Here is a 23,956-nt window from a genome sequence, read left to right on the forward strand (position 1 = left end):
ACCGGCGGCCCGCGATGACCGCCGGCATCGACACCCCGGACCGCCGCGGCCGCACCGGCCTGGACCGCACCGGCCTCGACCTGACCGGCAACCCCCGAGTGAGGGTGCGGGAGGTGAAGCTGCTCTCCAGCCACTGGTACGTCGAGCGCGCCACCACCTTCGACATCCGGCACAGGAACGGAAGCTGGAGCACCGAGCAGCGCGAGACGCACGACCGCGGCAACGGCGCCACCATGCTGCTCTACGACACCGACCGCGAGACCGTCCTGCTCACCCGGCAGTTCCGCTTCCCGGTCTACGTCAACGGACACCCCGACGGCATGCTCATCGAGACCCCCGGCGGGCTCCTCGACGACGATGACGAACACCCCGAACTCGCGGTCCGCCGCGAGGTGGTGGAGGAGACCGGCCACACCATCGGCGCGGTGCGGCACGTCTTCGACGTCTATATGAGCCCCGGCTCGGTCACCGAGCGGGTCAGCTTCTACGCCGCCGCCTACGGGCCCTCGACCCGCACCCACGAGGGCGGCGGCCTCGACGAGGAGGGCGAGGACATCGAGATCGTCGAACTGCCCTTCCGCCGCGCCCTGGAGATGATCCGCACCGGCGAGATCAACGACGCCAAGACCATCATGCTCCTCCAGTGGGCGGCCCTGGAGGGACCGTTCGCCAAGTAGCGCGAACTCCCTTGACTTGAAGTGCGCTTCAAGCAGAAGACTCCGGTACGTGCCCGAGAACCCGGGCGCGTACCGGAGGGACACCCATGAAGTACCGCACCATCGGAACCGCCCCGGACACCCGCCGCGAGGTGAGCGTCATCGCGCTCGGCGCGATGCTCTTCGGCTCCCGGACCGACGAGAAGACGTCCTTCGCCCTCCTCGACCGGTTCGTCGAGGCCGGCGGCACCTTCATCGACACGTCCGACAACTACGCCTTCTGGGAGGACGGCGGCCAGGGCGGCCAGAGCGAGGAACTCCTCGGCCGCTGGCGGCGCAGCCGAGGCATCGGCGACGAGATCTTCATCGCGACCAAACTCGGCGCCCGCCCCCTCGCCCCCGGCACCAGCTACCTCGACAACCCCGAGGGACTCTCCGCGAAGGTCATCCGCGAGTCGGCCGAGCGCAGCCGCGAACGCCTCGGCGTCGACAAGCTGGACCTGCTCTACGCCCATATCGACGACCCCACCGTCCCGCAGCGCGAGACCGTCGAGGCCTTCGCCGAGCTCGTGGCCGAGGGCACGGCCGGCCTGCTCGGCGTGAGCAACCAGGCCGTCTGGCGGGTCGAGCGCGCCCGCGCGATCGCGGCCGCGGCCGCTCTGCCGGGCTACGAGGTCCTCCAGTACGAGCACAGCTACCTGCGCCCCCGCTTCGACGTCCCCGCCGGCCTCTTCCCCGACGGCACCCTGGGCGCCGTAGGCCCGGAAATGCTGAGCTACCTGCGCGCCGAACCCGCTCTCACCCTGGTCTCGTACTCACCCCTCCTCAAGGGCGCCTACGTCCGGCCGGACCGCCTCCCGGCCGACTACGACCACCCCGGCACCCCACCCCGTCTCACCGCGCTGCGCGAGGTGGCGCGGGAGACCGGCGCGACCGTCAACCAGGTCGTCCTGGCCTGGCAACTGGGCGGCGACCTGCCGATCGTCCCGCTGGCCGGAGCCTCCTCGGTGGCCCAGCTGGACGAGAACCTGGCCGCCGTGGAACTGGACCTCACCGCGGACCAGCGAGCCCGGCTGGACGGGGCCCACTGAACCTTTCCCTGTTCAGAACCGTCTCTCGTAGGGGCTGCACGACCGAACAAGAGTTAGATTCCTGAGCGCAGAGTGAGGCCGGGGACCGGAGACGGGGGAGTCTTGCTTCACAGGGGGACAGGGCGCTGGGACGGCGCCGACAGCAGGCTGGACGGAGACGGGCCGGCGAGCCCGGTGGTCGAACGGAAGGGCGAGCGGCAGGCCCTCTGGTGGCGCGCCGTGCTCTTCCTCTGGCGCACGCTGCGGAACGAGTGGTGCGGCATCATCGTCGACCCGGTACGGCAGCTCAGGCGCCGTGGTCCCGCGGCCCTCTCCCTGGCCTTCCTGGCCGCCTTCGGTGTCATCTTCTTCCACGCCATCGCCCAGCACCCGACCGGCGCGACGGCGGTCCGGCTGCTCGGCGGGGTCTACGCCGACCTGCCGCTGTGGCTGGCGCTGCTGCGGACACCCGTGTCCCTGTACGTCCCGGCCCTGGACCTGCCCGTATGGGCGGGCATCACCCAGCTCTTCCTCGCCTTCGCGCTGGCGGAACTCGCCCTCGGCCGACGCAGGACGCTCTTCATCTCCTACGCCACCACACTCGCCGGCACCCTCACCGTGCGCGTCATGCTCGCGATCGGCCCCGGCCGGCACGGCATCGGACTTCCGCCCGAGATCGGGCAGGTGCTGGACACCGGCCCGTCCGCGGCCGTCGTAGGCCTGTTCACCTACATCTCCGTCGTCCGCCGCGCGCCCATCGTGTTCACGCTCACCGGCGGGTCGATGGTGTGGGAGTCGATCGCCGTACCCAACCTGGCCGGCCGCGAGCACCTGATAGCGATCGCCGTCGCGATCGTCCTGGGTCTCGTCCACGAGCGCCGCCGCACACACCCGCCCGCCGACCTGAACCCGCCTCCCCTTACGCTGCCCACCCAGACCCCGCCCTCCATGTCGCAGGACAGGCCGTTCCTGCTGACGTGACGGGCCCCTCGCACTCGGGAGTACCCATGCCACGCTCCGAAGCCCGTGTCCCCACCGACCGCCCGCACCGCTACGCCAAGCAGCTCGCCTCCCACCTCGGCCACCGCAGCGAGGCCAGCTGGGACGAGGAGAAGGGCGCGGGCAGCATTCTCTTCCAGAACGGCGGCACCGGCTCCCTCACCGCCGCCGAAGGCGCGCTGTTGCTCGCGATCGAGGCCGACACCGAGCACCTCGACCTGCTGGAGGACGTCATGGGCCGTCACCTGGTCCGTTTCGGGGTCAAGGACGAACTGGTCGTGGAATGGCACCGCGACACGGGCGAGCCCGGCACCACCCAGCGCAGACTGGAGGCATGAGCCCACTTCCCGGTGAACAGTCCGTCCGCACCACCCCGGAAGGCCTCCGGTGGGAGCCCAGCGCACGCTGGGTGCGCGGCCGCAAGGGCGATGTCACCGTCGTCGACAGCCGACGTCCCGTCCTCGTGTGGGAGCCCGACCTGCCCGTACCGCAGTACGCCTTCCCGCGCGCGGACGTACGCGAGGACCTCCTGCGCCCCGCGAAGAACCCGCCCGTGGGCCGGCACACCGGCTCGCGGGTCTTCTACGACCTCGAAGTCGACGGCGAACTGCTGGAGAACGCCGCCTGGACCTTCCCGGCCGCCGACCTCGCCGAACACATCGCCTTCGAGTGGTTCCGGCGCAGCGGCAGGGGACTGGACCACTGGTACGAGGAGGAGGAAGAGATCTTCATCCACCCCCGCGACCCGCACAAACGGGTGGACGCCATCCCGAGCAGCCGGCATGTCCAGGTCCGGGTCGACGGCACGCTCGTCGCCGACACCCGCCGTCCGGTCCTGCTCTTCGAGACCGGCCTGCCGACCCGCTACTACGTCCCGCGCGAGGACGTCCGCCTCGACCTGCTCGTCCCCACCGACCACCACACCGGCTGCCCCTACAAGGGCACCGCCACGTACTGGTCGTGGCGCGGCGAGGCCGACGTGCCGCCCAACGTGGTCTGGAGTTATCCGGAGCCGCTGCCCGCCGTGGGTGCGGTGAAGGGACTGCTCGCCTTCTACAACGAGGCGGTCGACATCACCGTCGACGGCGAGCCCCAGGAACGCCCCGTCACGCCGTTCAGTCTGATGCTCAAGCAGAGCAGCCGACGTGGGCGAGGGCCTGCCTGAGCAGCATCCCGTGCCCGCCCGGCATCTCGCTCTGCACCGCCTCGGTGACGGCCTCCTGCGGGCTGAACCAGACCAGGTCCAGGGCGTCCTGCCGGGGCCGGCAGTCGCCGGTCACCGGGACCACATAGGCCAGGGACACCGCGTGCTGGCGCGGGTCGTGGTACGGCGTGACGCCCAGCGTCGGGAAGTACTCCGCGACGGTGAAGGGCTGCAGGGACGCCGGGATCCGGGGCAGCGCCACCGGGCCGAGGTCCTTCTCCAGGTGGCGCAGGAGGGCGTCCCGGACCCGCTCGTGGTGCAGTACCCGGCCGGAGACCAGGGTCCGGCTGACCGTCCCGTCCGGGCCGATGCGCAGCAGCAGGCCGACGCTGGTGACTTCGCCGTTGTCGTCGACCCGCACGGGCACGGCCTCGACGTACAGGATCGGCATGCGCGCACGCGCCATCTCCAGCTCGTCGGGGGAGAGCCAGCCGGGCGTGGTTTCGGTCATGTCAGACATTGCTTGATCATACTTTCAGGAGGGGCCGGAAAGGCGGTAGACCCGGAGTGCATTGTGTGCTCCCGCCCACTGTGCGATGCGCAGTGCGTCGGGCAGGTCCAGTTCGTCGGCGTCCACCCGGTCCTGCAGCAGACCGGCCAGCGCCCGACGGAACGACAGGGCACCCAGATGGTAGAACTCCGCCACACCATAGGCGTCAGAGCTGTACAGCAGCTTGCGGAAGGGCGTGATCTCCAGGGCCTCCTCGAGGACGCTCCGGGCCCGCGCCGGGCCGACGTGGTGCAGGGCGAGGCCCACGTCCAGGTACACCTGCTCGAAGACCGCCGCCAGATAGGCGGCCTGGCGCTGGTACGGCCAGCAGTGCAGGAGCAGGACCGGGATGGTGCCGGCGGTCAGATGCAGCCAGTCAGTGAGACGGGTGGGATCCGAGCGGTGCAGCCGGATGTCGTTGTCACCGAGGCCGACGTGCAGTTGGAGCGGCAGTCCCAGGTCGACGGCGGTCCACAGCAGATGCCGTACGAGCACCGGGTCCGCCAGCCGGCCGCCACCGCTCGCCAGCCAGCTCCGGGCCGCCTCGGTGACCTGGGCGTCCGAGGGACGGGCCGGGTCCAGGTCGAAGCCGGTGCGATAGGCGGCCACCGACTTCACGCCCACCACGCCGGGCCGCCGTACCGCCTCCAGCGCGGCCACCCGGAAGACGTCGGCGTACTCGCCCGGCTCGACCCCCCTCGCCGCCACCGCCTCGGCGACGCTCTCCAGCCGGACGATCTCGTACGAGGTCGCGCCCGCGGCACCGGCCAGTTCCGCCGGGGTGGTGAGGCGGTCCGGGGCGTACCCGGTGTCCACGCAGAAGACGTCCGTCCCGGCGGCGGTCAGGAAGCGGCGGTTCACCTCGTGCCGGCCGAGCTCGGCGCACCGAGCCAGGTACGCGTCGGGCGGCGCGTGGCGGGGCAGGTCCAGCAGGGGTGCGCAGTGGCGGCGGACCGCCACGCCGACGGGGCTGTCGAAGGGGGAGATCCCGGGCCAGGCACCGCCCTCGGTGATCAGCTCCTCGAACTCCGCGCGGGACAGGTCGGCGGTGACCACCCCGTGGCAGTGGTGGTCCAGCAACCCCAGCGCGTCGAGCGCCTCCTGGACCGGGCCGCCGCCCATCTCAGTACTTCCAGCGGTAAGCCGCCGCCACCCGCTCGTCGTCGTGGCCGTCGACCGCCGCGATCTCGCCCTGGCGTACGGCGATCACGGCGTCCGCGAGGACCGGCCCGAGCGCGGCCCGCAGCCGCTCGTCCTTGCGGAACTCCTCGACGGCTTCCGGCAGTCGGGCCGGCAGACGGCGGACGCCCCGGGCCTCGGCCTCCGCCGCGCCCAGGCGCGCCGGGTCGCCGGTGATCTCCTCCGGCAGGGGCGTGGACGAGGTCAGGCCGTCCAGTCCGGCCGCGATCACGCAGCCGAGGGCGAGATACGGGTTGGCGGCCAGGTCGACCGGCTTGACCTCCAGGTTGGCTGCCTGGTCGCGCAGGCCCCTCGTGCCGGTGACGATCCGGACCGCCGCCTCGCGGGTCTCGCGGCCCCAGGCGGTGAACACCCCGGCCCACTGGGAGGGTTTGAGGCGCAGATAGCTCGCCGGGCTGGGCGCGGTGACGGCCGTGAGGGCGGGCAGATGGGCGAGGATTCCGGCCGCGAAGGACTCCGCCTCGGCCGTCATGCCGTAGCGGCCCGCGCCGCCGGAGTGCAGGTTGACGTCCTCGCGCCAGGCGGAGAGGTGGAGGTGGCCGCCGTTGCCGACGCCCTCGGCGAAGACCGCGGGCGCGAACGAGACGGCCAGGCCGTGCCGCCCGGCGATCGCCCTGATCGTCTGCCGTACCAGGACGCTCCGGTCGGCCGCCGCCACCGGGTCGAGCGCACCCACCGAGATCTCGAACTGCCCTGCCGCGTACTCGGGATGGATCTGCTCGACCTCCACGCCCTGCGCCGCGAACGCCGCCAGCAGGTCGGCCGTGTAGTCGCTCAACTCGACCTGGCGGGTGGCGCTGTAGGCGGGCCCGGTGGTCGCGGGCACGAAGTCCCCGCCCGAACTCCCTTGTCCCACGGCCCACTCGACCTCGACGGCTGCCTTGAAGGAGAGACCGTACCGCTCGGCCGCCTCCGTGACGATCCGGCGCAGGACGGTACGGCTGCACCCCGGATGCGCCTCGCCCTCCTGCGTGATCCGGTCCACCGGCGCCCACGCCCAGCCGGGCTGCCCGGCCAGCACGACCAGGTGATCGAGGTCGGGGTAGAGACGCAGGTCGCCGTCCGGGGAACCGAGGACGTCGGTGGCGACGATCGAGTCGTTCGCCAGGAACGTGTCGAACACCGGTGACATGCCGACGCCCCAGGCCGATGCCGAGGCGAGCTTCGCGGTCGGGATCGTCTTGACCCGGCCGACGCCCGCCGTGTCGACGTAGGACAGCACGACTCCGTGCACGCCCTGCCCGGACAGCTCCCCGCTCAGTGCGGTGGCCCGGTCGACTTCGCCGGGGCGCCCGCCGGGGACGGGATCGGCAAGGGTGGTCATACGTCCTCCTCGACGGACTCGGCCGACTGCTGCCGTGCGTCAGGGTTTCACGGCCACCCCGCCGAACTGCGGTACCACGGCCGGAGATCCGGGCTCGGCACGCCACTTCGAACACGACACCAGGCCCGGCTCCAGGAGTTCCATCCCGTCGAAGAAGGCGGCGATGTCCTCGCCGCTGCGGGCGGTGATCGGCGGGGTGGCGTTCTCGTTCCAGAACTTCATCGCCGGGATCTGGCCCGCGCCGCCGAGCTCGTCGTCGAAGGTGGGGTGGGTCAGGACCAGGTAGCTGCCCGAGGGGACCGCCGCCATGAGGTCCCGTGCGATCGCCCGTGCCTTCTCCGTGTCCAGCACGAAGTTGAGGATGCCCAGCAGCATCACGGCGACCGGCTTGGTGAAGTCCAGGGTCTGTGCGGCCCGTTCGAGGATCGCGGCCGGGTCGTGCACGTCCGCGTCGATGTAGTCGGTGACGCCCTCGTGGGTGCCGGTCAGCAGGGTGCGGGCGTGCGCCAGCACGATGGGGTCGTTGTCGACGTAGACGATCCGTGCGTCCGGCGCGATCCGCTGGGCGATCTGATGGGTGTTGTCCGCCGTCGGCAGCCCGGTGCCGACGTCCAGGAACTGCCGCACCCCGCGCTCCTCGGCGAGGAACCGCACCGCCCGGCCCAGGAACCAGCGGTCCGCGCGGGCGATCTCCCGGATGATCGGGAACATCCCGGCGACATGCTCACCGACCTGCTGGTCGACCTCGTAGTTGTCCTTGCCGCCGATCCAGTAGTTCCACACACGCGCGTTGTGCGCCACACCGGTGTTCAGCCGCGCCGACCCGCCGGCCGGGGTGGGGCTCTCACTCACGATTCGGCTCCTTCTCGACCATGCGTTCGTCGCAGCCCATTGTGCCGCCCGATGATCACGCTGTCCCGGGAATCGGCCGACCGGCCACCGCCCGCACCTTGGCGATCGCCGATTTCCTTGCCCATGTGGGCGGTTGACGGGCTGACCGGCCGTCAGCCGGGCCGGACCGGCCCGCCGGCCGGTGTCTTCCCCGACAGAACGTCGTTGAGCCGCTGGGCGCCCTTGCGTACCGCCAGTTCGAGGGAGGCGTGCTCGCCGCCGTCCAGACCACCCGCGGTGACGGTGATCGCGTCATTGCCGACGCGTACGGCGGCCACGTCCAGGGTGAGCGTGGTGGGTTCGCCGCTCGTGCTGCCCTGCACCGTCACATGCAGGCCCTGCCGGGCGTCGCCCTGGTTGGGTACCGAGGCGGTGGTCACCTGGACCGTCCGCTTGCCGCCCTGGGCGTCCGTCGTGGTGAACTGGTCGCACTTGACCGGCAGGGTCTTCAACCACGCCAGCGAGGCGCTCAGTCGGACCGGGTTGTAGGCGGCGACCTGGTAGAGGAGGCGCGAGTTGCCCTGTTCGAAGCCGGTCAGCGCGTTCGCGCCGGACGGTTTGCCGAGCAGGTCGTCGTCGTAGAGCGCGTCGAGGAGCCGCTGGCAGTCGGCGGCGTTCCCCTGCGCGGTGAGGAAACCGGCGACGTCGACCTTGCCGATGAGGAGCTTGTCGCCCCAGGCGGCGGCGTCCTTGACCTGGTTCCAGTCGCCCTCGATGTCGTTCTCGGTGATCAGCGAGGCCCGCGCCCCGGCCTGGGTGAGCCCGGCGGTCGGCGTCGCGCTGGCCCGGGCCCGATCGGCGAGCGGCGAGACGGCGGCGTCGGACGCCGCGGAACCACCGCCGTCGCCGTCGCTCGAACAGGCCGAGAGGGTCAGCAGCGCGCCCGCGGCCAGGGCGGAGGCGAGGACACGGACAGGTCGGGACGGACGACGGGGCATCGCGGGGGCCTCCTGAGCGGGCGGGGTTCTCACCTCAGCGCACCACCGGCCCGTACGACCCACCAGCGCACTGGGTCGTACGGGTGAGGCTCCACGGCGACTCGAACGCCCCGCCCGGCATGCCCACCGGCCGCTCCCCGGCGACACTGACGCCATGCCGACGTATCCGAAGGACTGACCGTGCTGCCCGGCTTCCTCTCCAGGGCGGTCGAGTTGCTGCTCGGCCGGGAGGGGCGCTCGCTGCACCTCAAGGCGGCGGGCGGCGCGACGGTCGTGCTCGCCGTCGTGATGCTCATCGGGTCCTGGGCCGTCGTCGACGTCGAGGACGGTGTTCGTCACGCCAATCTCAAGACGTACCCGCAGGCGTTGTGGTGGTCGATCGAGACCGCGACGACCGTCGGATACGGCGACTTCTACCCCGTGACCCTCGGCGGCCGGATCATCGGCGCGGTCGTGATGGTCGTCGGCATCACCACGTACGGCATGGTCACCGCCGCCCTGGCCACCTGGTTCGTCGGCCGGGAGCAGCAGCGCAGGCACCATCTCGCCCACAGGGCCCGCGAGTTGGAACAGGAGACCGCCCGCGCCCTGCACGAACGCTTCGACCGGCTGGAGCGGATGCTGGCCGGGAAGGCCGAGCAGGACCGATGAGTTCTTCGCCGGGCCCTTGCTACCGGCCAGTACCCCCGCCGTGTGACGCACGCGACGCCTGAGGTAGGGTCCCCACCGGTCCGCAGCCACCCGCAGGCTGCGGGCCGTTACGGGCAGTGTCGAAGGGGGCGCCGGAACCATGGAATTCCACGTGGTCGACAAAGAGGAAGCCACGCCCGACGACACACGGCTGGAGGACCTGTCCCCCCAGCCCCTGCTGACCCGGGACTACGAGCTGCGGCCCGCGCTCGTCTACGAGCGGCTGCGCGATCGCCACGGCCCGGTGGCCCCGGTCGACCTGCTCGGTGTGCCCGCCTGGCTGGTGCTCGGCTACCGCGAGTCGCTCCAGGTGCTCCAGGACGACGACGCCTGGCCCAAGGGCCTGGAGAAGTGGCGGGCCCGGACGGAGGGCCGGGTGCCCGCTGGCTGGCCGCTCGCCCCCTCCCTCGAGGTCAACCACGTGCTGATCCAGGGCGGCGACAGCTACCGCACCCTGCGCACCGCCTGGGACGCGGCCCTGCGCCCCTTCCAGGACCCGCGCCAGCCGCAGGCCAAGCGGCTGAAGGCGGCCGTCACCGGCTACGCCGACGAGCTGATCAGCCTCCTCGGCCAGGGCGGCCGCACCGGCCATGCCGACCTCTCGGCACAGCTCTCCCGTCCGCTCCCGCTGATGGCCGCGAGCCATCTGCTCGGCTTCCCCGGCTCCCAGGGCGACGACGCCCTGATGGACATGTGGCGGATCCTGGACGCCGGCCCGGACGCCGGACCCGCCCTGGAACGGCTCCTGGTGACCCTCACCGAACTCGCCGCCGCCAAGATCCGGAAGCCGGGCGACGACTTCCCCTCCCACCTGCTCGCCGCCCACCCCGACCTCTCGGTCGACGCGCTGGCCCGGGAACTGTTCATGCTGCTCGGCATGACCTCCGACCACGTCGGCATCCTCATCTCCAACACCGTCGTCGAGGTGATCGCCGGTGACACCGAGGGCGGGGTGCGCACCGCGCTGTCCGCCGGAATGGTCCGCGAGACCATGAACCGCGTCGTCATGCGCAAGCCGCCGCTGGTCAACTTCGTGCCGAGGTTCGCGGCCGCGGACACCCCCCTGGGCAACCACGTCATCCGGGCCGGCGACCCCGTCTGGGTCTCCTCCGCCGCCGCCCACGCCGACCCCCTCTTCGCCGCGCAGATGACCCCGGACACCAGCATCAGTAGCCGCGCCCACCTGGCCTGGGGTGCGGGCCGCCGCCAGTGCCCCGCCCGCGAGCTGGCCTCCACCATCGCGATGGCCGGCGTCAGCCGCGTCTTCGAACGGTTCGCCCACCTGGAGCTCGCCCTCCCGGTCGACCAACTCCCTTGGCGCTCCTCGCCGTTCATGCGCGGACTGCGCTCCCTGCCGGTGCGATACGAGCTCGCCGGGCCGGTGCCCGCGATGCCGGCGCCGACAGCGGACGAGGCGCCCGAGACCGCCGTAGCGGATGTCCCGGACCATGCGGCCAAGCGCCGGTCGTCGCTGTGGCGCTATCTGGCCGGGCTGATCCGCTCGAACGGCTGACCGGGGCGCCCGGAGGCCTCACGTAGGGTGGCGGGACCGCTGTCCACCCTCCGGCGCCCCGCCGCGCCCCCGACCGGAAGCAGCCCATGTCCGCCTCCGCCCCCTCGCCCCTCCTCACCACCTCCGACCTGCCCTCCACCCCCGGCGACATCCGCCTGATCGTCACGGACATGGACGGCACGCTCCTGGACGACGCCAAGCGGATCCCGCCGGGCCTGTGGGAGACGCTGGCGGAACTGCGCCGCCGCGGGGTGCTGTTCAGCCCGGCGAGCGGCCGCCAGTACGCCACGCTGGCACGGGAGTTCGCCGAGGTGGCCGAGGGCATGGTGTTCATCGCCGAGAACGGTGCGTACGTGGTCCGCGACGGCGTGGAGCTCAGCTCGGACCCACTGGGCCCGGGCGTCGTGGCGCGCGTGGTCGAGGCCGTACGGCGGCTGGTGGCCGACGGCGTGGACGTCGGCGCGGTCGTCTGCGGCAAGCGGTCGGCGTACGTCGAACGGACGGACGAGCCGTTCCTGGCCGAGGTGCGCCGGTACTACGTCGAGAACCGCATCGTCCCGGACGCCACCGCCCTCGACGACGACATCCTCAAGGTCGCCCTCTTCGACTTCGGCTCCGCCGCACACACCACCGCCCCCGCCCTGACCCGCTTCACCGACACGCACCAGGTCGTGGTCTCCGGCGAACACTGGGTCGACATCATGAACCGCACCGCCAACAAGGGCACGGCCCTGCGCCGCCTCCAGCAGGAGCTCGGCATCACCCCGGCCCAGACGATGGTCTTCGGCGACTACCTCAACGACCTCGAAATGCTGGACGCGGCCGACTGGTCCTTCGCCGTGTCCAACGCCCACCCCGAGGTCATAGCCAGGGCACGGCACCTCGCCCCGTCGAACAACGAGAACGGCGTCCTGCGGACGGTGGCGAGGATGCTGAACGTGCCGGTTCGCGGTTCATTGACGCCCTGAAGGGGCGCGGGGCTGTGTTGAATCTGCGGCTACCGCCGCGTGGGCGCGACCAGCCACGACGGCACAGCAGACGCACGACAACATGACCCGGCACTGCGCTCAGGCGCCCTTCCCCGCATGCCCGTTCTGCCAGGCCCACGCAGCAATCTCCACCCTGTTCCGAGCAGCCAACTTCAGCTGAACACTGGACAGATGGGTCTTCACCGTGGAGAGGGACACATACAACTCCGCGGCGATCTCCGCATTCGTCCGCCCAAGAGCAACGAGCCGCACCACATCGAGCTCCCGCTCGGTGAGAGCCTCCGCCGACGGCACCGAACGACGGACGGTCGGCTGAGGATCCGTCACATGGCGAAGCAACCGCACCGTCACCGACGGCGAAACCAGCGAGTCCCCGGCGGCGGCCGCCCGCACCGCCTCCGCAAGCAGCGTGGGCCCCGAATCCTTGAGCAGAAACCCGCAGGCACCCCCACGCAGCGCCCCGTACACATACTCGTCGAGGTCGAACGTGGTCACCACGACCACCCGCATCGGATCCGCCACATCCGGCCCCGCCAGCAGCCGCGTCGCCTCGAGCCCGTCCAGCCGCGGCATCCGGATGTCCAGCAGACACACGTCCGGCCGAAGCCGCCGCGCGAGCGCCACCGCCTCCTCGCCGTCGGCCGCCTCCGCGACCACGGTGATGTCCGGTTGGGCGTCCAGGAAGAACCGGAAGCCGGTACGGACCATGTCCTGGTCGTCGGCGATCAGCACCCGGATCGGGGCGCCGGAGGGGGTGGGGTCGGTCATGGGTCGATCATGCCTCACGGGGTGTACGGACCTCTTCCCGGCCGTCACTCCGCCGACGCCTGCGTCGGATCCGCCGTCACCCTCCGCAGCAGCGGCCGGCTGAAGCTGATCGCCGCGAACATCGTCAGCGCGCCGAGCACCGTGCACCCGGCCAGCTGCAGGAGCCCCCCGGTGTTGATCGTCGTGCCGGCCGCCTTGTTGAGCTGCTCGGAGCCGTACATGCCCATCGCGGTGGTGCCGCCGGCCAGGATGACGAGCGGCACGACCGTCTCGCGGACCCGGGCCCGGTCCAGCACCCGCAGCGGCGTGCCGGCCAGCCGCAACAGGCCGTACACCCGGCGCCGGTCGAGGACGTTCGCGGCGGCCCACGGCGGCGGCTTCGGCCTCGTCGGCCTGAAGGAACGGGTGACGGCGACCGGTGGCGAACTGCACGCCGGACCACGGGACGGCCACGGCTGGGAGGTACGGGCGGTGTTTCCGGCGGGCAGGCCGTAGGTGCGGCGGGGTCGGCCGGGACGGCTGCCGTTCCTGGGCTCGGCAGCCACGACCGACTGGTATGCCGGAAAGCTCGCCAGGTACGAGGTGACCCCTCCGGGGCGGTCGGCGGCCCTTCCCCTGTGGCCGGACGTGGCTGTTCAATGGGACTTCACACGCCGGACCCGGAGAGGAGCCAGCCGTGTCACCCGCCTCCGTGCCGTCCTTGGGTGCACGCATCCGGCAGGAGCGCCTCGCGAAAGGCGTGAGCCTGCGTGCCCTCGCGCGGAAGATCGGGGTCTCCGCGAGCCTGGTCTCCCAGATAGAGACCGGCAAGAGCCAGCCGTCGGTGAGCACGCTGTACGCCATCACGACCGCGCTGTCGATCTCCGTGGAGTCGCTCTTCGACGGGTACGACGGCGAGGTCGCCGAGCCTCGGGCGGTGACCGTGTCCGCCGCTCCGGCCACCGTCCTGCACGCCCTCGCCGCCTTCGCCGCCGACCCCGGCCGCCGCATCGGACCGCTGGTCGGGGCCGCTGAGCACGAGACGCTGGAGCTGGACTCGGGGGTGGTGTGGGAGCGTCTCGGCCATGTGCCCGGCACGGACGTCGACTTCCTCCGGGTGACCTACCGGCCCGGCGGGTCCTCCTCCAGCTCCGGCGGCCTGATGCGGCACGACGGCACCGAGTACGGCTATCTCACGGCCGGTGAGCTCGTGCTCACCCTCGGTTTCGACGAGTACACCCTGCGCCCGGGCGACGCCGTCTGCTTCGAGTCGACGACCCCGCACCGCTACCGCAACGACGGCGCCGAACCGGCCGTCGGGGTGTGGTTCGTGTTCAGCCGGAACGCCCGGTAGGAGTGTTCAGTACCACTTGACACCCACACCGGACGGACGTTCACTCCGAAGTGGGGGTGGTCGCCATGGCGATCCGCACATACGGCCCGAACGCCGTCGACTGGGAAGAGCGCATCGACCTGGACCGGCTGCGCAGAGAGCGCCTGTCCCGGCTCCACGAGACCCTGAACCGCTCCTCGCTGGGCGCGGTGCTCAGCTTCGACTTCGCCAACATCCGCTACATGACCGCCACGCACATCGGCACCTGGGCGATGGACAAACTGATCCGCTTCGCCCTCCTGGTACGGGGCGGCGAACCGATCGTCTGGGACTTCGGCTCCGCCGCCCGCCATCACCAGCTCTACAATCCCTGGCTGGACTACAGCGACGGCAAGGGCGGACCGCCCACCGGCGCTCGCGCCGGCATCTCCACCCTGCGCGGCGCCTTCCACCCGGACGCCGGGATCGCCGAGGACGTGGCCCGGAAGATCGCCACCGAACTGCGCGAACACGGCCTGGCGGGCGAGCCGTTGGGCATCGACGTCGCCGAGATGCCGATCCTGGCCGCCCTGCGCGCCGAGGGCATCGACGTCGTCGACGGCCAGCAGGTCTTCCTGGAGGCCCGCCGGACGAAAACCCGTGACGAGATCTCCCTGCTCACCCAGGCCTGCGCGATGGTCGACGCCGCCTACGAGGAGCTCTACGGCTACCTCCGTCCCGGCGTGCGCGAGAACGAGTGCGTCGGCCTGGTCAGCAAGGTCCTCTACGACCTCGGCAGCGAGTACGTCGAAGGCGTCAACGCCATCTCCGGGGAACGCTGTTCACCCCACCCGCACGTCTACAGCGACCGTCTGATCCGCCCCGGCGACCCCGCCTTCTTCGACATCCTGCACAGCCACCTCGGCTACCGCACCTGCTACTACCGCACCTTCGCCGTCGGCAGCGCCTCCCGCGCCCAGCGCGACGCCTACGTCCGCTGCCGCGCGTACATGGACGAGGCCATCGCCCTCGTCCGCCCGGGCGCCACCACCGCCGACATCGTCCGCGTCTGGCCGCGCGCCGAGGAGTTCGGCTTCGCCGACGAGACGGCGGCATTCGCGCTGCAGTACGGCCACGGAGTCGGCCTGTCCATCTGGGAGAAGCCCATCTTCAGCCGCCTGGTCTCCCTCGACCACCCCGAAGTCCTCGAAGAGGGAATGGTGTTCGCCCTGGAGACGTACTGGCCGGCCGCCGACGGCTGGTCGGCTGCCCGTATCGAGGAGGAGCTGGTCGTCACCGCCGACGGCTGCGAGGTCATCACCAAGTTCCCGGCCGAGGAGCTGCTGGTGGCGGGCCGCAAGTACTGGACGGTGGGCGGCGAGCTCAACACCCGGCGGGAGTCGCAGTCCCACCTCAACACCGGGGACCGCTGATGGAAGCCGCCGAACTCCTCGCCCTGTACGAGCAGATGGCCCTCATCCGCCGTACGGAGAAGGCCGCCCACGACCTCTTCCTGTCCGGCCTGGTCAAGGGCACCACCCACCTCGCCGCCGGCCACGAGGCGATAGCCGTCGGCACGAGCGCCGCCCTGCGCCCCGACGACTACGTCTTCGCCACCTACCGCGGCCACCACCACGCCATGGCCCGCGGCGCCACCCCCGAGGAGTGTCTCGCCGAACTCATGAGCCGGGCGACGGGGTTGTGCAAGGCCAAGGGCGGCTCCATGCACCTCACCAAGGCCGACGCGTTCATGCTCGGCTCCTACGCCATCGTCGGCGCCCATCTCCCCATGGCGGTCGGTGCCGCCTGGTCGGCCCGACTGCGGGGCACCGGACAGCTGGCGGTCGCGTTCTTCGGCGACGGCGCCACCAACATCGGCGCCTTCCACGAGGCGCTCAACCTGGCCGCCGTATGGAAGCTGCCGGTGCTGTTCGTCTGCGAGAACAACCTGTACATGGAGTACACGCCGATCGCCGACGTCACGGCAGTGGCCCGGCCCGCGGCCGACCGGGCGCCCGCCTACGGCATCCCCGGGGAGGTCGTCGACGGCAACGACGTCGTCGAGGTCAAGGAGGCGGTGACCGCTCTGGCCCGGCGGGCCCGCGCCGGAGACGGCCCCGCGCTGCTGGAGGCCGAGACCTACCGGCACTTCGGGCACAGCCGTGCCGACCCGGCGACCTACCGTCCGGCCGAGGAGGTCGAACGCTGGCTCAAGCACGACCCGTTGGACCTCGCACGAGGACGGCTGTTCGAGCTGGGGGTGACCGAGGAGACGGTCACCGCGGCCGACGAACGCGCGCGTGACGTCGTGGAGAAGGCGGTCGAGGCGGCGAAGAACGCGCCGCCGCCCGATCCGCGGGAGGCGCTGACCGACGTATGGGCGGACGGAGGTGCGGCATGGCGGACGTGATCACCTATCGGGAGGCGGTCGCCGAGGGCATCGCGCGCGAGATGCGCCGGGACGCGTCCGTGGTGTGCCTGGGGGAGGACATCGGCGAGGCGGGCGGGGTGTTCAAGACGACCGTCGGGCTGCTCAAGGAGTTCGGGCCCGAGCGGGTGTGGGACACACCGATCTCCGAACAGGCCATCGTGGGCGCGGCGATGGGCGCCGCGATGACCGGAATGCGGCCGGTCGCCGAGATCATGTTCTCCGACTTCCTCGCCTGTTGCTGGGACTACCTCGCCAACGAAATACCGAAAGTCCGGTACATGACGGGTGGTCAGGTCACGGTCCCGCTCGTGGTGCGGACCGCGAACGGCGGCGGGCTGGGTTTCGGCGCCCAGCACTCGCAGGCCACCGAGAACTGGGCGCTGACCGTCCCCGGACTGAAGATCGCGGCTCCCGCCACCCCCGCCGACGTGATCGGCATGATGGCGGCCGCGATCCGCAGCGACGACCCGGTCGTCTTCTTCGAGCACAAGGGCCTGCTGGCGAGCAAGGGCGCACCGCCGCTCCCGGAGCACGTCGTCGAGCTCGGCCGCGCCGCCGTCGTCCGCGAAGGCGCAGACGTGACCCTGGTCGCCCTCGCCTCCATGGTGCCGGTGGCCCTGAAGGCCGCCGACCTCCTGGCCCCGGAAGGCATCGGGGTCGAGGTCGTCGACCTGCGCAGCCTGATCCCGCTCGACACCGCCACCGTTCTCGCCTCCCTCGCCAAGACCTCGCGGCTCGTCACCGTCGAGGAGAACCCGTACCAGGGCGGCTGGGGTGCCACGCTCGTGTCGGTCGTCGCCGACGAGGGGTTCGGCCTGCTGGACGCGCCGGTGCGACGGGTGGCGGGGGAGTGCGTGCCGCTGCCGTTCGCCGACGCGCTGGAGGAACAGGTCATTCCCACCGTAGAGAAGCTCGTGGCGGCCCTGAGGAGTCTCGCCGCGTACTGAACACCCCTGAGGAGGAAGCGCGATGACCAATCGGACACTCCTTCGCGCCGGGCACGTCATCTCGATGGACCCCGCCATCGGGGATCTGCCGAGGGGTGACGTCCTGATCGAGGACGGGAAGATCGCGGCCGTGCGGCCGGAGATCAGCGCCGACGCCGAGGTGCTCGACATGACCGGACGGATCGTGATCCCCGGCTTCGTCGACACCCACCGTCACACCTGGGAGGCGTCCATCCGGGGCGTCGCCCCCGACGCCACCCTGGACGACTACTTCGTCGACATCCTCGACACCTTCGCCCCGCTCTACACGCCCGAGGACGTGTACGCGGCCAACCTCGCCGGCGCCCTGGAATGCCTCAACGCCGGCATCACCACCCTCGTCGACTGGTCCCACATCAACAACACGCCCGAGCACCCCGACGCGGCGATCCAGGCACTCGGCGAGACGGGCATCCGCGCGCAGTACGCGTACGGCAGCGCCAACACCTCCCTCGCCGACTACTGGTTCGAGAGCAAGATCGCGATCCCGGGCGACGACGTACGCCGTGTCCGCACCCAGTACTTCGCCTCCGACGAAGGCCTGCTGACCATGGCCCTGGCCACCCGCGGCCCCGGCTTCTGCGTCAACGACGTGGTCACGAGCGAATGGGCCCTCGCCCGCGAACTCGGCATCCCCCTCACCGTGCATGTGGCGATGGGCCGGTTGGCGGGCCGCTTCGGCATGGTGAAGCAACTGAACGACCTGGGGCTCCTCGGTCCGGACACCACCTACATCCACTGCTGTTACCTCAGCGCGGAGGAGTGGCGGCTGGTCGCCGACAGCGGCGGTACGGTGTCCATCGCGCCGCAGGTCGAGACGCAGATGGGGCACGGCTGGCCACCGGTGATGAAGGCGATCGAGTACGGACTGCGGCCCTCGCTCAGCATCGATGTCGTCACCACCGTCCCCGGCGACATGTTCACCCAGATCCGCGCGGCCTTCGGCGCCGAGCGGGCGCGCGTCAACGCCGACTGCTGGCAGGCCGATGTGCCGGTGCCCGAAACGATGTTGACGGCGCGTCAGATGCTGGGGATCGCGACGACGAACGGCGCGCATGTCGCGGGACTGGAGCACCGCACCGGTTCCCTGACCCCCGGCAAGCGCGCCGACGTCGTCGCCCTCGACGCCACCGCCCTCAATGTCGCACCGGTGCACGACCCGGCCGCCGCGGTGACGCTCTCGGCCGACGTGTCCAACGTCGAGACGGTCATCGTCGACGGCGTGATCCGTAAGCGCGACGGCAGGTTGACGGCCGACGTGGCGCGGGCCCGGCGGCTGGTCGAGGAGTCGCGCGACCGGCTCCTCGCGGCCAAGGAGGCGAAGCCGACCGCATGACCCGGTATCTGGTGCGACGGGCCGCCGAGGTGCCCGAGCCGCCGTACGACCGACTGGGCCACCGCAGGCGGACGTTGGTCGGCGAGGACGACGGCAGCGTGCACACCGGCTTCGGCCTGTGCGAACTGCGGCCGGACGGGCGGGTGCCGGCCCATGTGCACTCGTACGAGGAGAGCTTCCACATCCTCGACGGGACCGTGATCCTCGATGTGCCGGAGGGGGCGTTCCTGCTGGAGGAGGGCGACTACGGCCTCCTCCCGACCGGCGTCCCGCACGCCTGGCGCGGCGCCGGGGACACGGCCGCGCGCTGGGCGGACATGCTGGCCCCGGTGCCGAGGGCGCGCTACGGCCACGACACCCAGAACGTGCCTCCCCTGCCCGCGCGCGATCCCGTCCGCATGGACGTCCGCGACCCGCGCACCCGGTCCCTGGGCCACTTCGAGCCCGCCCAGATGGACCCCGGGAAACAGTCTCAGGACCTCCTCGCGGTCTCGGCGAGCATGCGCACCGCGCTGCTCGTCTACAGCGGCATCACGGTCAAGATGATGGTCGACGGCGACCTGGGCGCGGTCGCCTCGACGATGTTCATGGTGCAGTACGCGCCCGACGGCGTCGCCGGCCCGCACGACCACCCCTTCGAGGAGACGTATCTGTTCCTCGAAGGGGAGGCGAACGCCACCTTCGACGGCGAGAGCTATCGCCTCGGACCCGGCGACTGCGCCTGGGCGGGCGCCGGTTGTGTGCACGGCTTCTCCAACGCCGGTACAGGACCCCTGCGCTGGCTGGAGACCCAGGCGCCACAGCCGCCGTCCCGCCACTCGTACCGGTTCACACGGGACTGGGAGTATCTGAGGGAGGCCCTGGAGCCATGAGCAGTGTCCTGGTCGTCGGCGGTACGTCGGGCATCGGCCGTGAGTTCGCCCGGGCGCGTACGGAAAGGGGCGACGAGGTCGTCCTCACCGGCCGCGACGCCGGGCGTGCGGAGGCCGTCGCGAAGGAGATCGGCGGCCGGGGCCTCGCCCTCGATCTGTCCCAACCGCGCGAGATAGCCGGGGCGTTGGCCGACATCGGCCGCGTCGACCACCTGGTCCTGGCGGGCGTCTCCCGCGACGAGAACCGGGCGACCGACTACGACATCACCGCCGCCCTGCGCCTGGTCACCCTCAAACTCGTCGGCTACACCGAGGTCGTGCACGTCCTGCGGCCGCGGATGACCGACGACAGCGCGATCGTCGTGTTCGGCGGGCAGGCGAAGGAGCGGCCGTATCCGGGGGCGACGACGGTGGCGACGGTCAACGCGGGTGTACGGGGCCTGGTGAACACCCTCGCCGTCGAGCTCGCCCCGGTGCGGGTGAACGCGATCCATCCCGGGGTCGTGGGCGACAGCCCGTACTGGCGGGACAAGCCGGAGGAGGTGCTGGCGGGACTGCGTGCCCGGACACCGACCGGACGGCTCGCCACCATGGCGGACGTGGTGGACGCGGTGGACTTCCTGCTGCGCAACAGGTCGGTGAACGCGGTGGAGTTGAGCGTGGACGGGGGGTGGCTGCTCGGGTGAGCGGTACCGAGGCTCGCTCATGGCCTCAGCGGATCGTGGCCGATCGTCATCAGCAGGTGCCGGCGACGGGTGTCCTCGGCCTCGGGCTCGTTCTCCGTATCGGTCTGCGCCTCCACCGTGTCCACCACCTCGTACATCACCCGGATGTCGTCGTCGGTGAGGTCGGTGCGCCGCTTCTGGAGGATGGCGAGGACGTGCCGGCCGGTCGGTGTGCCCGCGTGCTCGGGCAGGGGCTCGGTGGTCTCGTCGGCGTCACTCACCCGCAGCCAGGCGGCCAGCTCCTGCGAGGTCATGTTCACTACGCGGTGGAAGTCGTCCCACAGCGCGTCGAGTTCGAGGGCGTCGGTCATCGCGTGCCCCTTTCCATACGTGTGTGTCTGGCTGACGAAGAGTCAGTTTCCGTGCGACACAGTTCAGTTGTCGCTGGGAAAGTTCTCGGCGTCGAACATCCACCGCTGCTTCTCCAACTCGGCGGTGAGGGAGATCAGCAGGTCCTGGGTGACCGGATCGGGCTCGTCGGTCGCGGCGACGCGCTCGCGCAGCCGCCCGATCGCCGCCTCCAGCGCATCCAGCATCACCTGCACGACCTCCGTGTCCCGCATCCAGCCGTTCTTCGGGCCGGGCAGCGTGTACGCGGCCGCGATCGTCTCCGGCCGGCCGTCGGGCGGCAGACCGAGCGCCGCGGAGCGCTCCGCCACGGTGTCGGCGTAGGACCGTGCCGTGGCCACCACCTCGTCCAGCTGCAGGTGGATCGAGCGGAAGCGCGGGCCCACGATGTTCCAGTGCGCCTGCTTCCCGATCAGCGAGAGGCCGAGGAGATCCACGAGAGTGCTCTGCAGTGCCTCCCCGACGATCTTGCGGGCCGATTCCGGAAGCGTGCTCTTCACCACGGTCATAGGGTGCTTCTCCTCGCGTCGTAGGGGCTGGTCCGGAGCGTTGCGCGGCCCGCACCGCGCAGTCACTCCACGCGGGCGCGGGTGCCCCTGGCGAACCGGTGCAAACACTGCGCCGCGCCGGCCACCGTTGTCTCAGTGCGCGAGCACCCTGTCCAGAAAGCGGACGAGGTCGGCGACGACCTCGGTCTTGTTCGTCTCGTGGAAGACCTCGTGCCGAGCACCGCGATAGATGTGCTCGGTGAGATCGCCCCCGCTCAACGCCTCGACCCCGACCCGGCTCCCGCCGACCGGCACCAGCCGATCCTCCTCGCCGTGCAGCCACAGCACGGGAAGCCGACCGACGTCACCCCCCTGGGCCACGACCTGCAGCGTCCGCACGAACGCCTCCACGGTCGGCCGTTTCATCGCCCCGTGCCAGACCAGCGGATCGGCCGCGTACGCCGCCCCGACCGCGGAATCCCGGGACAGCGCGGCCGGACTGATGGGCGTGTCCGGAATCTCGTCCATCGAGAGCAACCGCCCCGGCAGCTCCCAGCCCCCGATCACCGGCCCGGACAGCACGAGCGCGGCGAGCTCGTCGCCGTAGCGCTGGGCGTACCGCGCGGAGATCAACCCGCCCATCGAGTGCCCGACGACCACGACCGGCACCCCGGCATACGCATCCCGCGCCAGCGCACTCACGGCATGCACGTCACCGACGACCTCCTCGAAGTCCTCGATCAGCACCCGCTCGCCCGCCGACCCCCCGTGCCCCATGTGATCGGCCCCGAACACGGCCGCCCCATGCCCCACCAACACAGCGGCCAACTCCTCGTACCGCCCGATATGTTCGCCGTAACCGTGCACGATCAGCGCGACATACCGGGGCCGTTCGCGCGACCACTCGCGCACGTGGACCGAGCCGCGGATGCCGGCGAGGACGTGCTCACGGGCGTCGGCCATGTCTCCTCCAACTGTGTAGGCGACGGTGCGGGGGAATCCTCCCATTCGGTGGGATCTTCCCGGGCGACAGCACTTCTCGACGCCGACCGGCACTCCAGCCCGTCCGGCGTGTGAGGACGAGGCCCGTTCAGCGCCGAAGAGGGGGTCTGGGGGCTGCGGCCCCCATGAGACGCCCGCACCAATGCCGGGTGCCAACCAGCGAGACGGTCCTTACCTCACCCGGTTCCCTGCACATAGCATCGGTCCCCGCATGAACACGATGACGCTCTGGCACATAACCGCCTGGGAATTCGCCGCCCTCGCCTTCGCCGCCCTCCTCGTCGGCTTCTCCAAGACCGCCGTGAGCGGGGCCAACACGGTGAGCCTCGCCATCTTCGCCGCGGTCCTGCCCGCCCGCGCCTCCACCGGCGTGCTCCTGCCCGTCCTGATCGCCGGCGACGTCCTCGCGGTTCTCACCTACCGTCGCCACGCCCACTGGCCCACCCTCTGGCGGCTCTTTCCGGCGGTCGCGGCGGGCGTGGTCGTCGGCACGCTGTTCCTGTTGTGGGCCGACGACGGCACCATGCGCACGTCCATCGGCGCGATCCTGCTGCTGATGGCAGCGGTGACGCTCTGGCGCCGGCGCAAGGCCGACGCCGAGGAGGAACCGGACTCGGTCACCACCCGGTCCGGCCGGATCAAGGCCCGCTCGTACGGCGTCCTCGGCGGCTTCACCACCATGGTCGCCAACGCGGGCGGACCGGTGATGTCGATGTATCTCCTCTCGGCCGGCTTCCGCAAGCTCGGCTTCCTCGGCACCTCGGCCTTCTTCTTCCTGATCGTCAATGTCACCAAGGTGCCGTTCAGCGCGGGCCTCGGTCTGATCGACGGCCGCTCACTGCTCCTCGACGCCGCACTCGCGATCTTCGTCGTGCCCGGTGCGTTGTTCGGCAAATGGGCTGTGAACCGAATCAACCAACGCCTCTTCGAGCAGCTCGTCATCGCGGCGACGGTCATAGGCGGCGTACAACTGCTGCTCCGCTGACTCCGCCCCTGCGGGAATGCGACAGGCACAGGCGTTGTTGGACCGCATGTGATTGACATGCTCGGATCAAATTAGCCGATCCGTGGCGTGGGCGAAGGGAGGACCTCATGGCACGCAGCACCGCGCGCCCCGTCGTCACGTTGAAGTCGACGGCCGGAACCGGCGTCACCTACGTGACCCGCAAGAACCGCCAGAACCACCCCGACCGGCTGGTCCTGCGCAAGTACGACCCGGTGGCCGGCGAGCACGTCGCGTTCCGCGAGGAGCGCTGAACGGCTCGCAAGAGCGCTCGACAGCCTCGGAGCACAGCCCGTACGGGCCTCGTAGCACAGGCCCGTAGGAAGGAAACCCCATGAAGCCCCGCATCCATCCCGACTCCCGGCCCGTGGTCTTCCGCGACCGTGCCGCGGACGTCGCGTTCCTGACCCGCTCCACCGCCGACTCGTCCCGGACGATCGAGTGGGAGGACGGCAACACCTACCCCGTGATCGACGTCGAGATCTCGTCGGCGTCCCACCCCTTCTACACCGGCACATCACGGGTCCTGGACACGGCCGGCCGCGTCGAGCGCTTCGAGCGCCGCTACGGCCGCACGGCGGCGGCCCGCCGCTGACCGAGAGGTGAGGAGAGCAGAGCAATGAAGGTGCGCAAGTCCTTGCGCTCACTGAAGTCTAGGCCCGGGGCCCAGGTGGTCCGCAGGCGCGGCACGGTCTTCGTGATCAACAAGAAGGACCCCCGTTTCAAGGCCCGCCAGGGCTGA

At 71.0% G+C, this 23,956-nt stretch carries 29 protein-coding genes; 19 read left to right on the top strand and 10 right to left on the bottom strand.

Going from position 1 to position 23,956, the window contains the following annotated elements; translation table 11 throughout:
- The first annotated feature begins 14 nt into the window (after positions 1-14).
- The 5 genes from ACWC09_RS22150 to ACWC09_RS22170 all read left to right on the top strand — a co-directional run bounded on the left by ACWC09_RS22150 (position 15) and on the right by ACWC09_RS22170 (position 3,890).
- A complete protein-coding gene (locus tag ACWC09_RS22150) occupies positions 15-677 on the top strand; it encodes an NUDIX domain-containing protein (RefSeq protein ID WP_450852285.1) in 663 nt (220 codons plus the stop codon).
- Positions 678-763: 86 nt separating this feature from the next.
- Positions 764-1,747, top strand: a complete 984-nt coding sequence (locus ACWC09_RS22155; RefSeq protein ID WP_450852286.1) for an aldo/keto reductase — start codon at positions 764-766, stop codon at positions 1,745-1,747.
- 174 nt (positions 1,748-1,921) lie between these two features.
- Positions 1,922-2,707, top strand: coding sequence for a hypothetical protein (locus tag ACWC09_RS22160; protein ID WP_450852340.1), 786 nt, complete (start codon positions 1,922-1,924; stop codon positions 2,705-2,707).
- 26 nt (positions 2,708-2,733) lie between these two features.
- Positions 2,734-3,063 carry a DUF2218 domain-containing protein gene (locus ACWC09_RS22165; RefSeq protein ID WP_450852287.1) on the top strand — a complete coding sequence of 110 codons (330 nt, stop codon included), beginning with the start codon at positions 2,734-2,736 and terminating at the stop codon, positions 3,061-3,063.
- Positions 3,060-3,890 carry a DUF427 domain-containing protein gene (locus ACWC09_RS22170; RefSeq protein ID WP_450852288.1) on the top strand — a complete coding sequence of 277 codons (831 nt, stop codon included), beginning with the start codon at positions 3,060-3,062 and terminating at the stop codon, positions 3,888-3,890. Before ACWC09_RS22165 ends, ACWC09_RS22170 begins: the two co-directional genes overlap by 4 nt.
- Here ACWC09_RS22170 and ACWC09_RS22175 read toward each other — a convergent pair.
- The 5 genes from ACWC09_RS22175 to ACWC09_RS22195 form a co-directional block, all read right to left on the bottom strand.
- Positions 3,853-4,380, bottom strand: a complete 528-nt coding sequence (locus ACWC09_RS22175; protein WP_450852341.1) for an NUDIX hydrolase family protein — start codon at positions 4,378-4,380, stop codon at positions 3,853-3,855. The genes ACWC09_RS22170 and ACWC09_RS22175 overlap by 38 nt on opposite strands.
- Positions 4,381-4,404: 24 nt before the next feature.
- Positions 4,405-5,541 (bottom strand): amidohydrolase family protein, encoded by a 1,137-nt coding sequence (locus ACWC09_RS22180; RefSeq protein ID WP_450852289.1) that lies wholly within the window; start codon positions 5,539-5,541, stop codon positions 4,405-4,407.
- Between the two features lies 1 nt (position 5,542).
- Positions 5,543-6,943, bottom strand: a complete 1,401-nt coding sequence (locus tag ACWC09_RS22185; protein WP_450852290.1) for a glutamine synthetase family protein — start codon at positions 6,941-6,943, stop codon at positions 5,543-5,545.
- A gap of 39 nt (positions 6,944-6,982) precedes the next feature.
- Positions 6,983-7,795, bottom strand: coding sequence for an SAM-dependent methyltransferase (locus ACWC09_RS22190; RefSeq protein WP_450852291.1), 813 nt, complete (start codon positions 7,793-7,795; stop codon positions 6,983-6,985).
- A 152-nt stretch (positions 7,796-7,947) separates the two neighbouring features.
- Positions 7,948-8,772, bottom strand: a complete 825-nt coding sequence (locus tag ACWC09_RS22195; RefSeq protein ID WP_450852292.1) for a hypothetical protein — start codon at positions 8,770-8,772, stop codon at positions 7,948-7,950.
- Positions 8,773-8,952: 180 nt separating this feature from the next.
- On the opposite strand from ACWC09_RS22195, the gene ACWC09_RS22200 reads away from it, so the two are divergent.
- The 3 genes from ACWC09_RS22200 (at position 8,953) to ACWC09_RS22210 (ending at position 11,943) form a co-directional block, all read left to right on the top strand.
- On the top strand, positions 8,953-9,423 hold the full coding sequence (locus tag ACWC09_RS22200) for a potassium channel family protein (protein ID WP_450852293.1): 471 nt from the start codon (positions 8,953-8,955) through the stop codon (positions 9,421-9,423).
- A 139-nt stretch (positions 9,424-9,562) separates the two neighbouring features.
- Positions 9,563-10,975 carry a cytochrome P450 gene (locus ACWC09_RS22205; RefSeq protein ID WP_450852294.1) on the top strand — a complete coding sequence of 471 codons (1,413 nt, stop codon included), beginning with the start codon at positions 9,563-9,565 and terminating at the stop codon, positions 10,973-10,975.
- 86 nt (positions 10,976-11,061) lie between these two features.
- Positions 11,062-11,943 carry a Cof-type HAD-IIB family hydrolase gene (locus ACWC09_RS22210; protein WP_450852295.1) on the top strand — a complete coding sequence of 294 codons (882 nt, stop codon included), beginning with the start codon at positions 11,062-11,064 and terminating at the stop codon, positions 11,941-11,943.
- 99 nt (positions 11,944-12,042) lie between these two features.
- Here the strand turns inward: ACWC09_RS22210 and ACWC09_RS22215 are convergent, their stop codons facing one another.
- Positions 12,043-12,732, bottom strand: coding sequence for a response regulator (locus ACWC09_RS22215; protein WP_450852296.1), 690 nt, complete (start codon positions 12,730-12,732; stop codon positions 12,043-12,045).
- Between the two features lie 44 nt (positions 12,733-12,776).
- A complete protein-coding gene (locus ACWC09_RS22220) occupies positions 12,777-13,277 on the bottom strand; it encodes a hypothetical protein (protein ID WP_450852297.1) in 501 nt (166 codons plus the stop codon).
- 131 nt (positions 13,278-13,408) lie between these two features.
- Between ACWC09_RS22220 and ACWC09_RS22225 the strand changes: the two genes are divergently transcribed.
- From ACWC09_RS22225 to ACWC09_RS22255, 7 genes are all read left to right on the top strand, one after another.
- Entirely contained in the window at positions 13,409-14,065 is a 657-nt protein-coding gene (locus ACWC09_RS22225; RefSeq protein ID WP_450852298.1) for a helix-turn-helix domain-containing protein, read from the top strand.
- 65 nt (positions 14,066-14,130) lie between these two features.
- Positions 14,131-15,456 carry a M24 family metallopeptidase gene (locus tag ACWC09_RS22230; protein ID WP_450852299.1) on the top strand — a complete coding sequence of 442 codons (1,326 nt, stop codon included), beginning with the start codon at positions 14,131-14,133 and terminating at the stop codon, positions 15,454-15,456.
- A complete protein-coding gene (locus tag ACWC09_RS22235) occupies positions 15,456-16,433 on the top strand; it encodes a thiamine pyrophosphate-dependent dehydrogenase E1 component subunit alpha (protein WP_450852300.1) in 978 nt (325 codons plus the stop codon). Before ACWC09_RS22230 ends, ACWC09_RS22235 begins: the two co-directional genes overlap by 1 nt.
- Positions 16,421-17,401 carry an alpha-ketoacid dehydrogenase subunit beta gene (locus ACWC09_RS22240; protein ID WP_450852301.1) on the top strand — a complete coding sequence of 327 codons (981 nt, stop codon included), beginning with the start codon at positions 16,421-16,423 and terminating at the stop codon, positions 17,399-17,401. The genes ACWC09_RS22235 and ACWC09_RS22240 overlap by 13 nt, the downstream gene beginning before the upstream one ends.
- A 22-nt stretch (positions 17,402-17,423) precedes the next feature.
- Positions 17,424-18,776, top strand: coding sequence for an amidohydrolase family protein (locus ACWC09_RS22245; RefSeq protein WP_450852302.1), 1,353 nt, complete (start codon positions 17,424-17,426; stop codon positions 18,774-18,776).
- Positions 18,773-19,648 (top strand): cupin domain-containing protein, encoded by an 876-nt coding sequence (locus ACWC09_RS22250; protein WP_450852303.1) that lies wholly within the window; start codon positions 18,773-18,775, stop codon positions 19,646-19,648. Before ACWC09_RS22245 ends, ACWC09_RS22250 begins: the two co-directional genes overlap by 4 nt.
- Positions 19,645-20,334 carry an SDR family NAD(P)-dependent oxidoreductase gene (locus ACWC09_RS22255; RefSeq protein ID WP_450852304.1) on the top strand — a complete coding sequence of 230 codons (690 nt, stop codon included), beginning with the start codon at positions 19,645-19,647 and terminating at the stop codon, positions 20,332-20,334. Before ACWC09_RS22250 ends, ACWC09_RS22255 begins: the two co-directional genes overlap by 4 nt.
- Positions 20,335-20,351: 17 nt before the next feature.
- Here ACWC09_RS22255 and ACWC09_RS22260 read toward each other — a convergent pair whose 3' ends face one another.
- The 3 genes from ACWC09_RS22260 to ACWC09_RS22270 form a co-directional block, all read right to left on the bottom strand.
- Positions 20,352-20,684, bottom strand: a complete 333-nt coding sequence (locus tag ACWC09_RS22260; RefSeq protein ID WP_450852305.1) for a DUF3140 domain-containing protein — start codon at positions 20,682-20,684, stop codon at positions 20,352-20,354.
- A 63-nt stretch (positions 20,685-20,747) separates the two neighbouring features.
- Positions 20,748-21,230, bottom strand: a complete 483-nt coding sequence (locus ACWC09_RS22265) for a Dps family protein (protein WP_450852306.1) — start codon at positions 21,228-21,230, stop codon at positions 20,748-20,750.
- A 132-nt stretch (positions 21,231-21,362) separates the two neighbouring features.
- Positions 21,363-22,172 (bottom strand): alpha/beta hydrolase, encoded by an 810-nt coding sequence (locus tag ACWC09_RS22270; RefSeq protein WP_450852307.1) that lies wholly within the window; start codon positions 22,170-22,172, stop codon positions 21,363-21,365.
- A 250-nt stretch (positions 22,173-22,422) separates the two neighbouring features.
- On the opposite strand from ACWC09_RS22270, the gene ACWC09_RS22275 reads away from it, so the two are divergent.
- From ACWC09_RS22275 to ykgO, 4 genes are all read left to right on the top strand, one after another.
- Positions 22,423-23,196, top strand: a complete 774-nt coding sequence (locus tag ACWC09_RS22275; RefSeq protein ID WP_450852308.1) for a sulfite exporter TauE/SafE family protein — start codon at positions 22,423-22,425, stop codon at positions 23,194-23,196.
- 107 nt (positions 23,197-23,303) lie between these two features.
- Positions 23,304-23,468 (top strand): 50S ribosomal protein L33, encoded by a 165-nt coding sequence (rpmG, locus tag ACWC09_RS22280; protein ID WP_450852309.1) that lies wholly within the window; start codon positions 23,304-23,306, stop codon positions 23,466-23,468.
- Positions 23,469-23,548: 80 nt separating this feature from the next.
- Complete coding sequence (locus ACWC09_RS22285; protein ID WP_450852310.1) at positions 23,549-23,809, top strand: type B 50S ribosomal protein L31; 261 nt, start codon at positions 23,549-23,551, stop codon at positions 23,807-23,809.
- A 24-nt stretch (positions 23,810-23,833) separates the two neighbouring features.
- Positions 23,834-23,956, top strand: a complete 123-nt coding sequence (gene ykgO / locus ACWC09_RS22290; protein ID WP_450852311.1) for a type B 50S ribosomal protein L36 — start codon at positions 23,834-23,836, stop codon at positions 23,954-23,956.

The sequence above is a fragment of the Streptomyces sp. NPDC001617 genome (genome assembly GCF_053596855.1).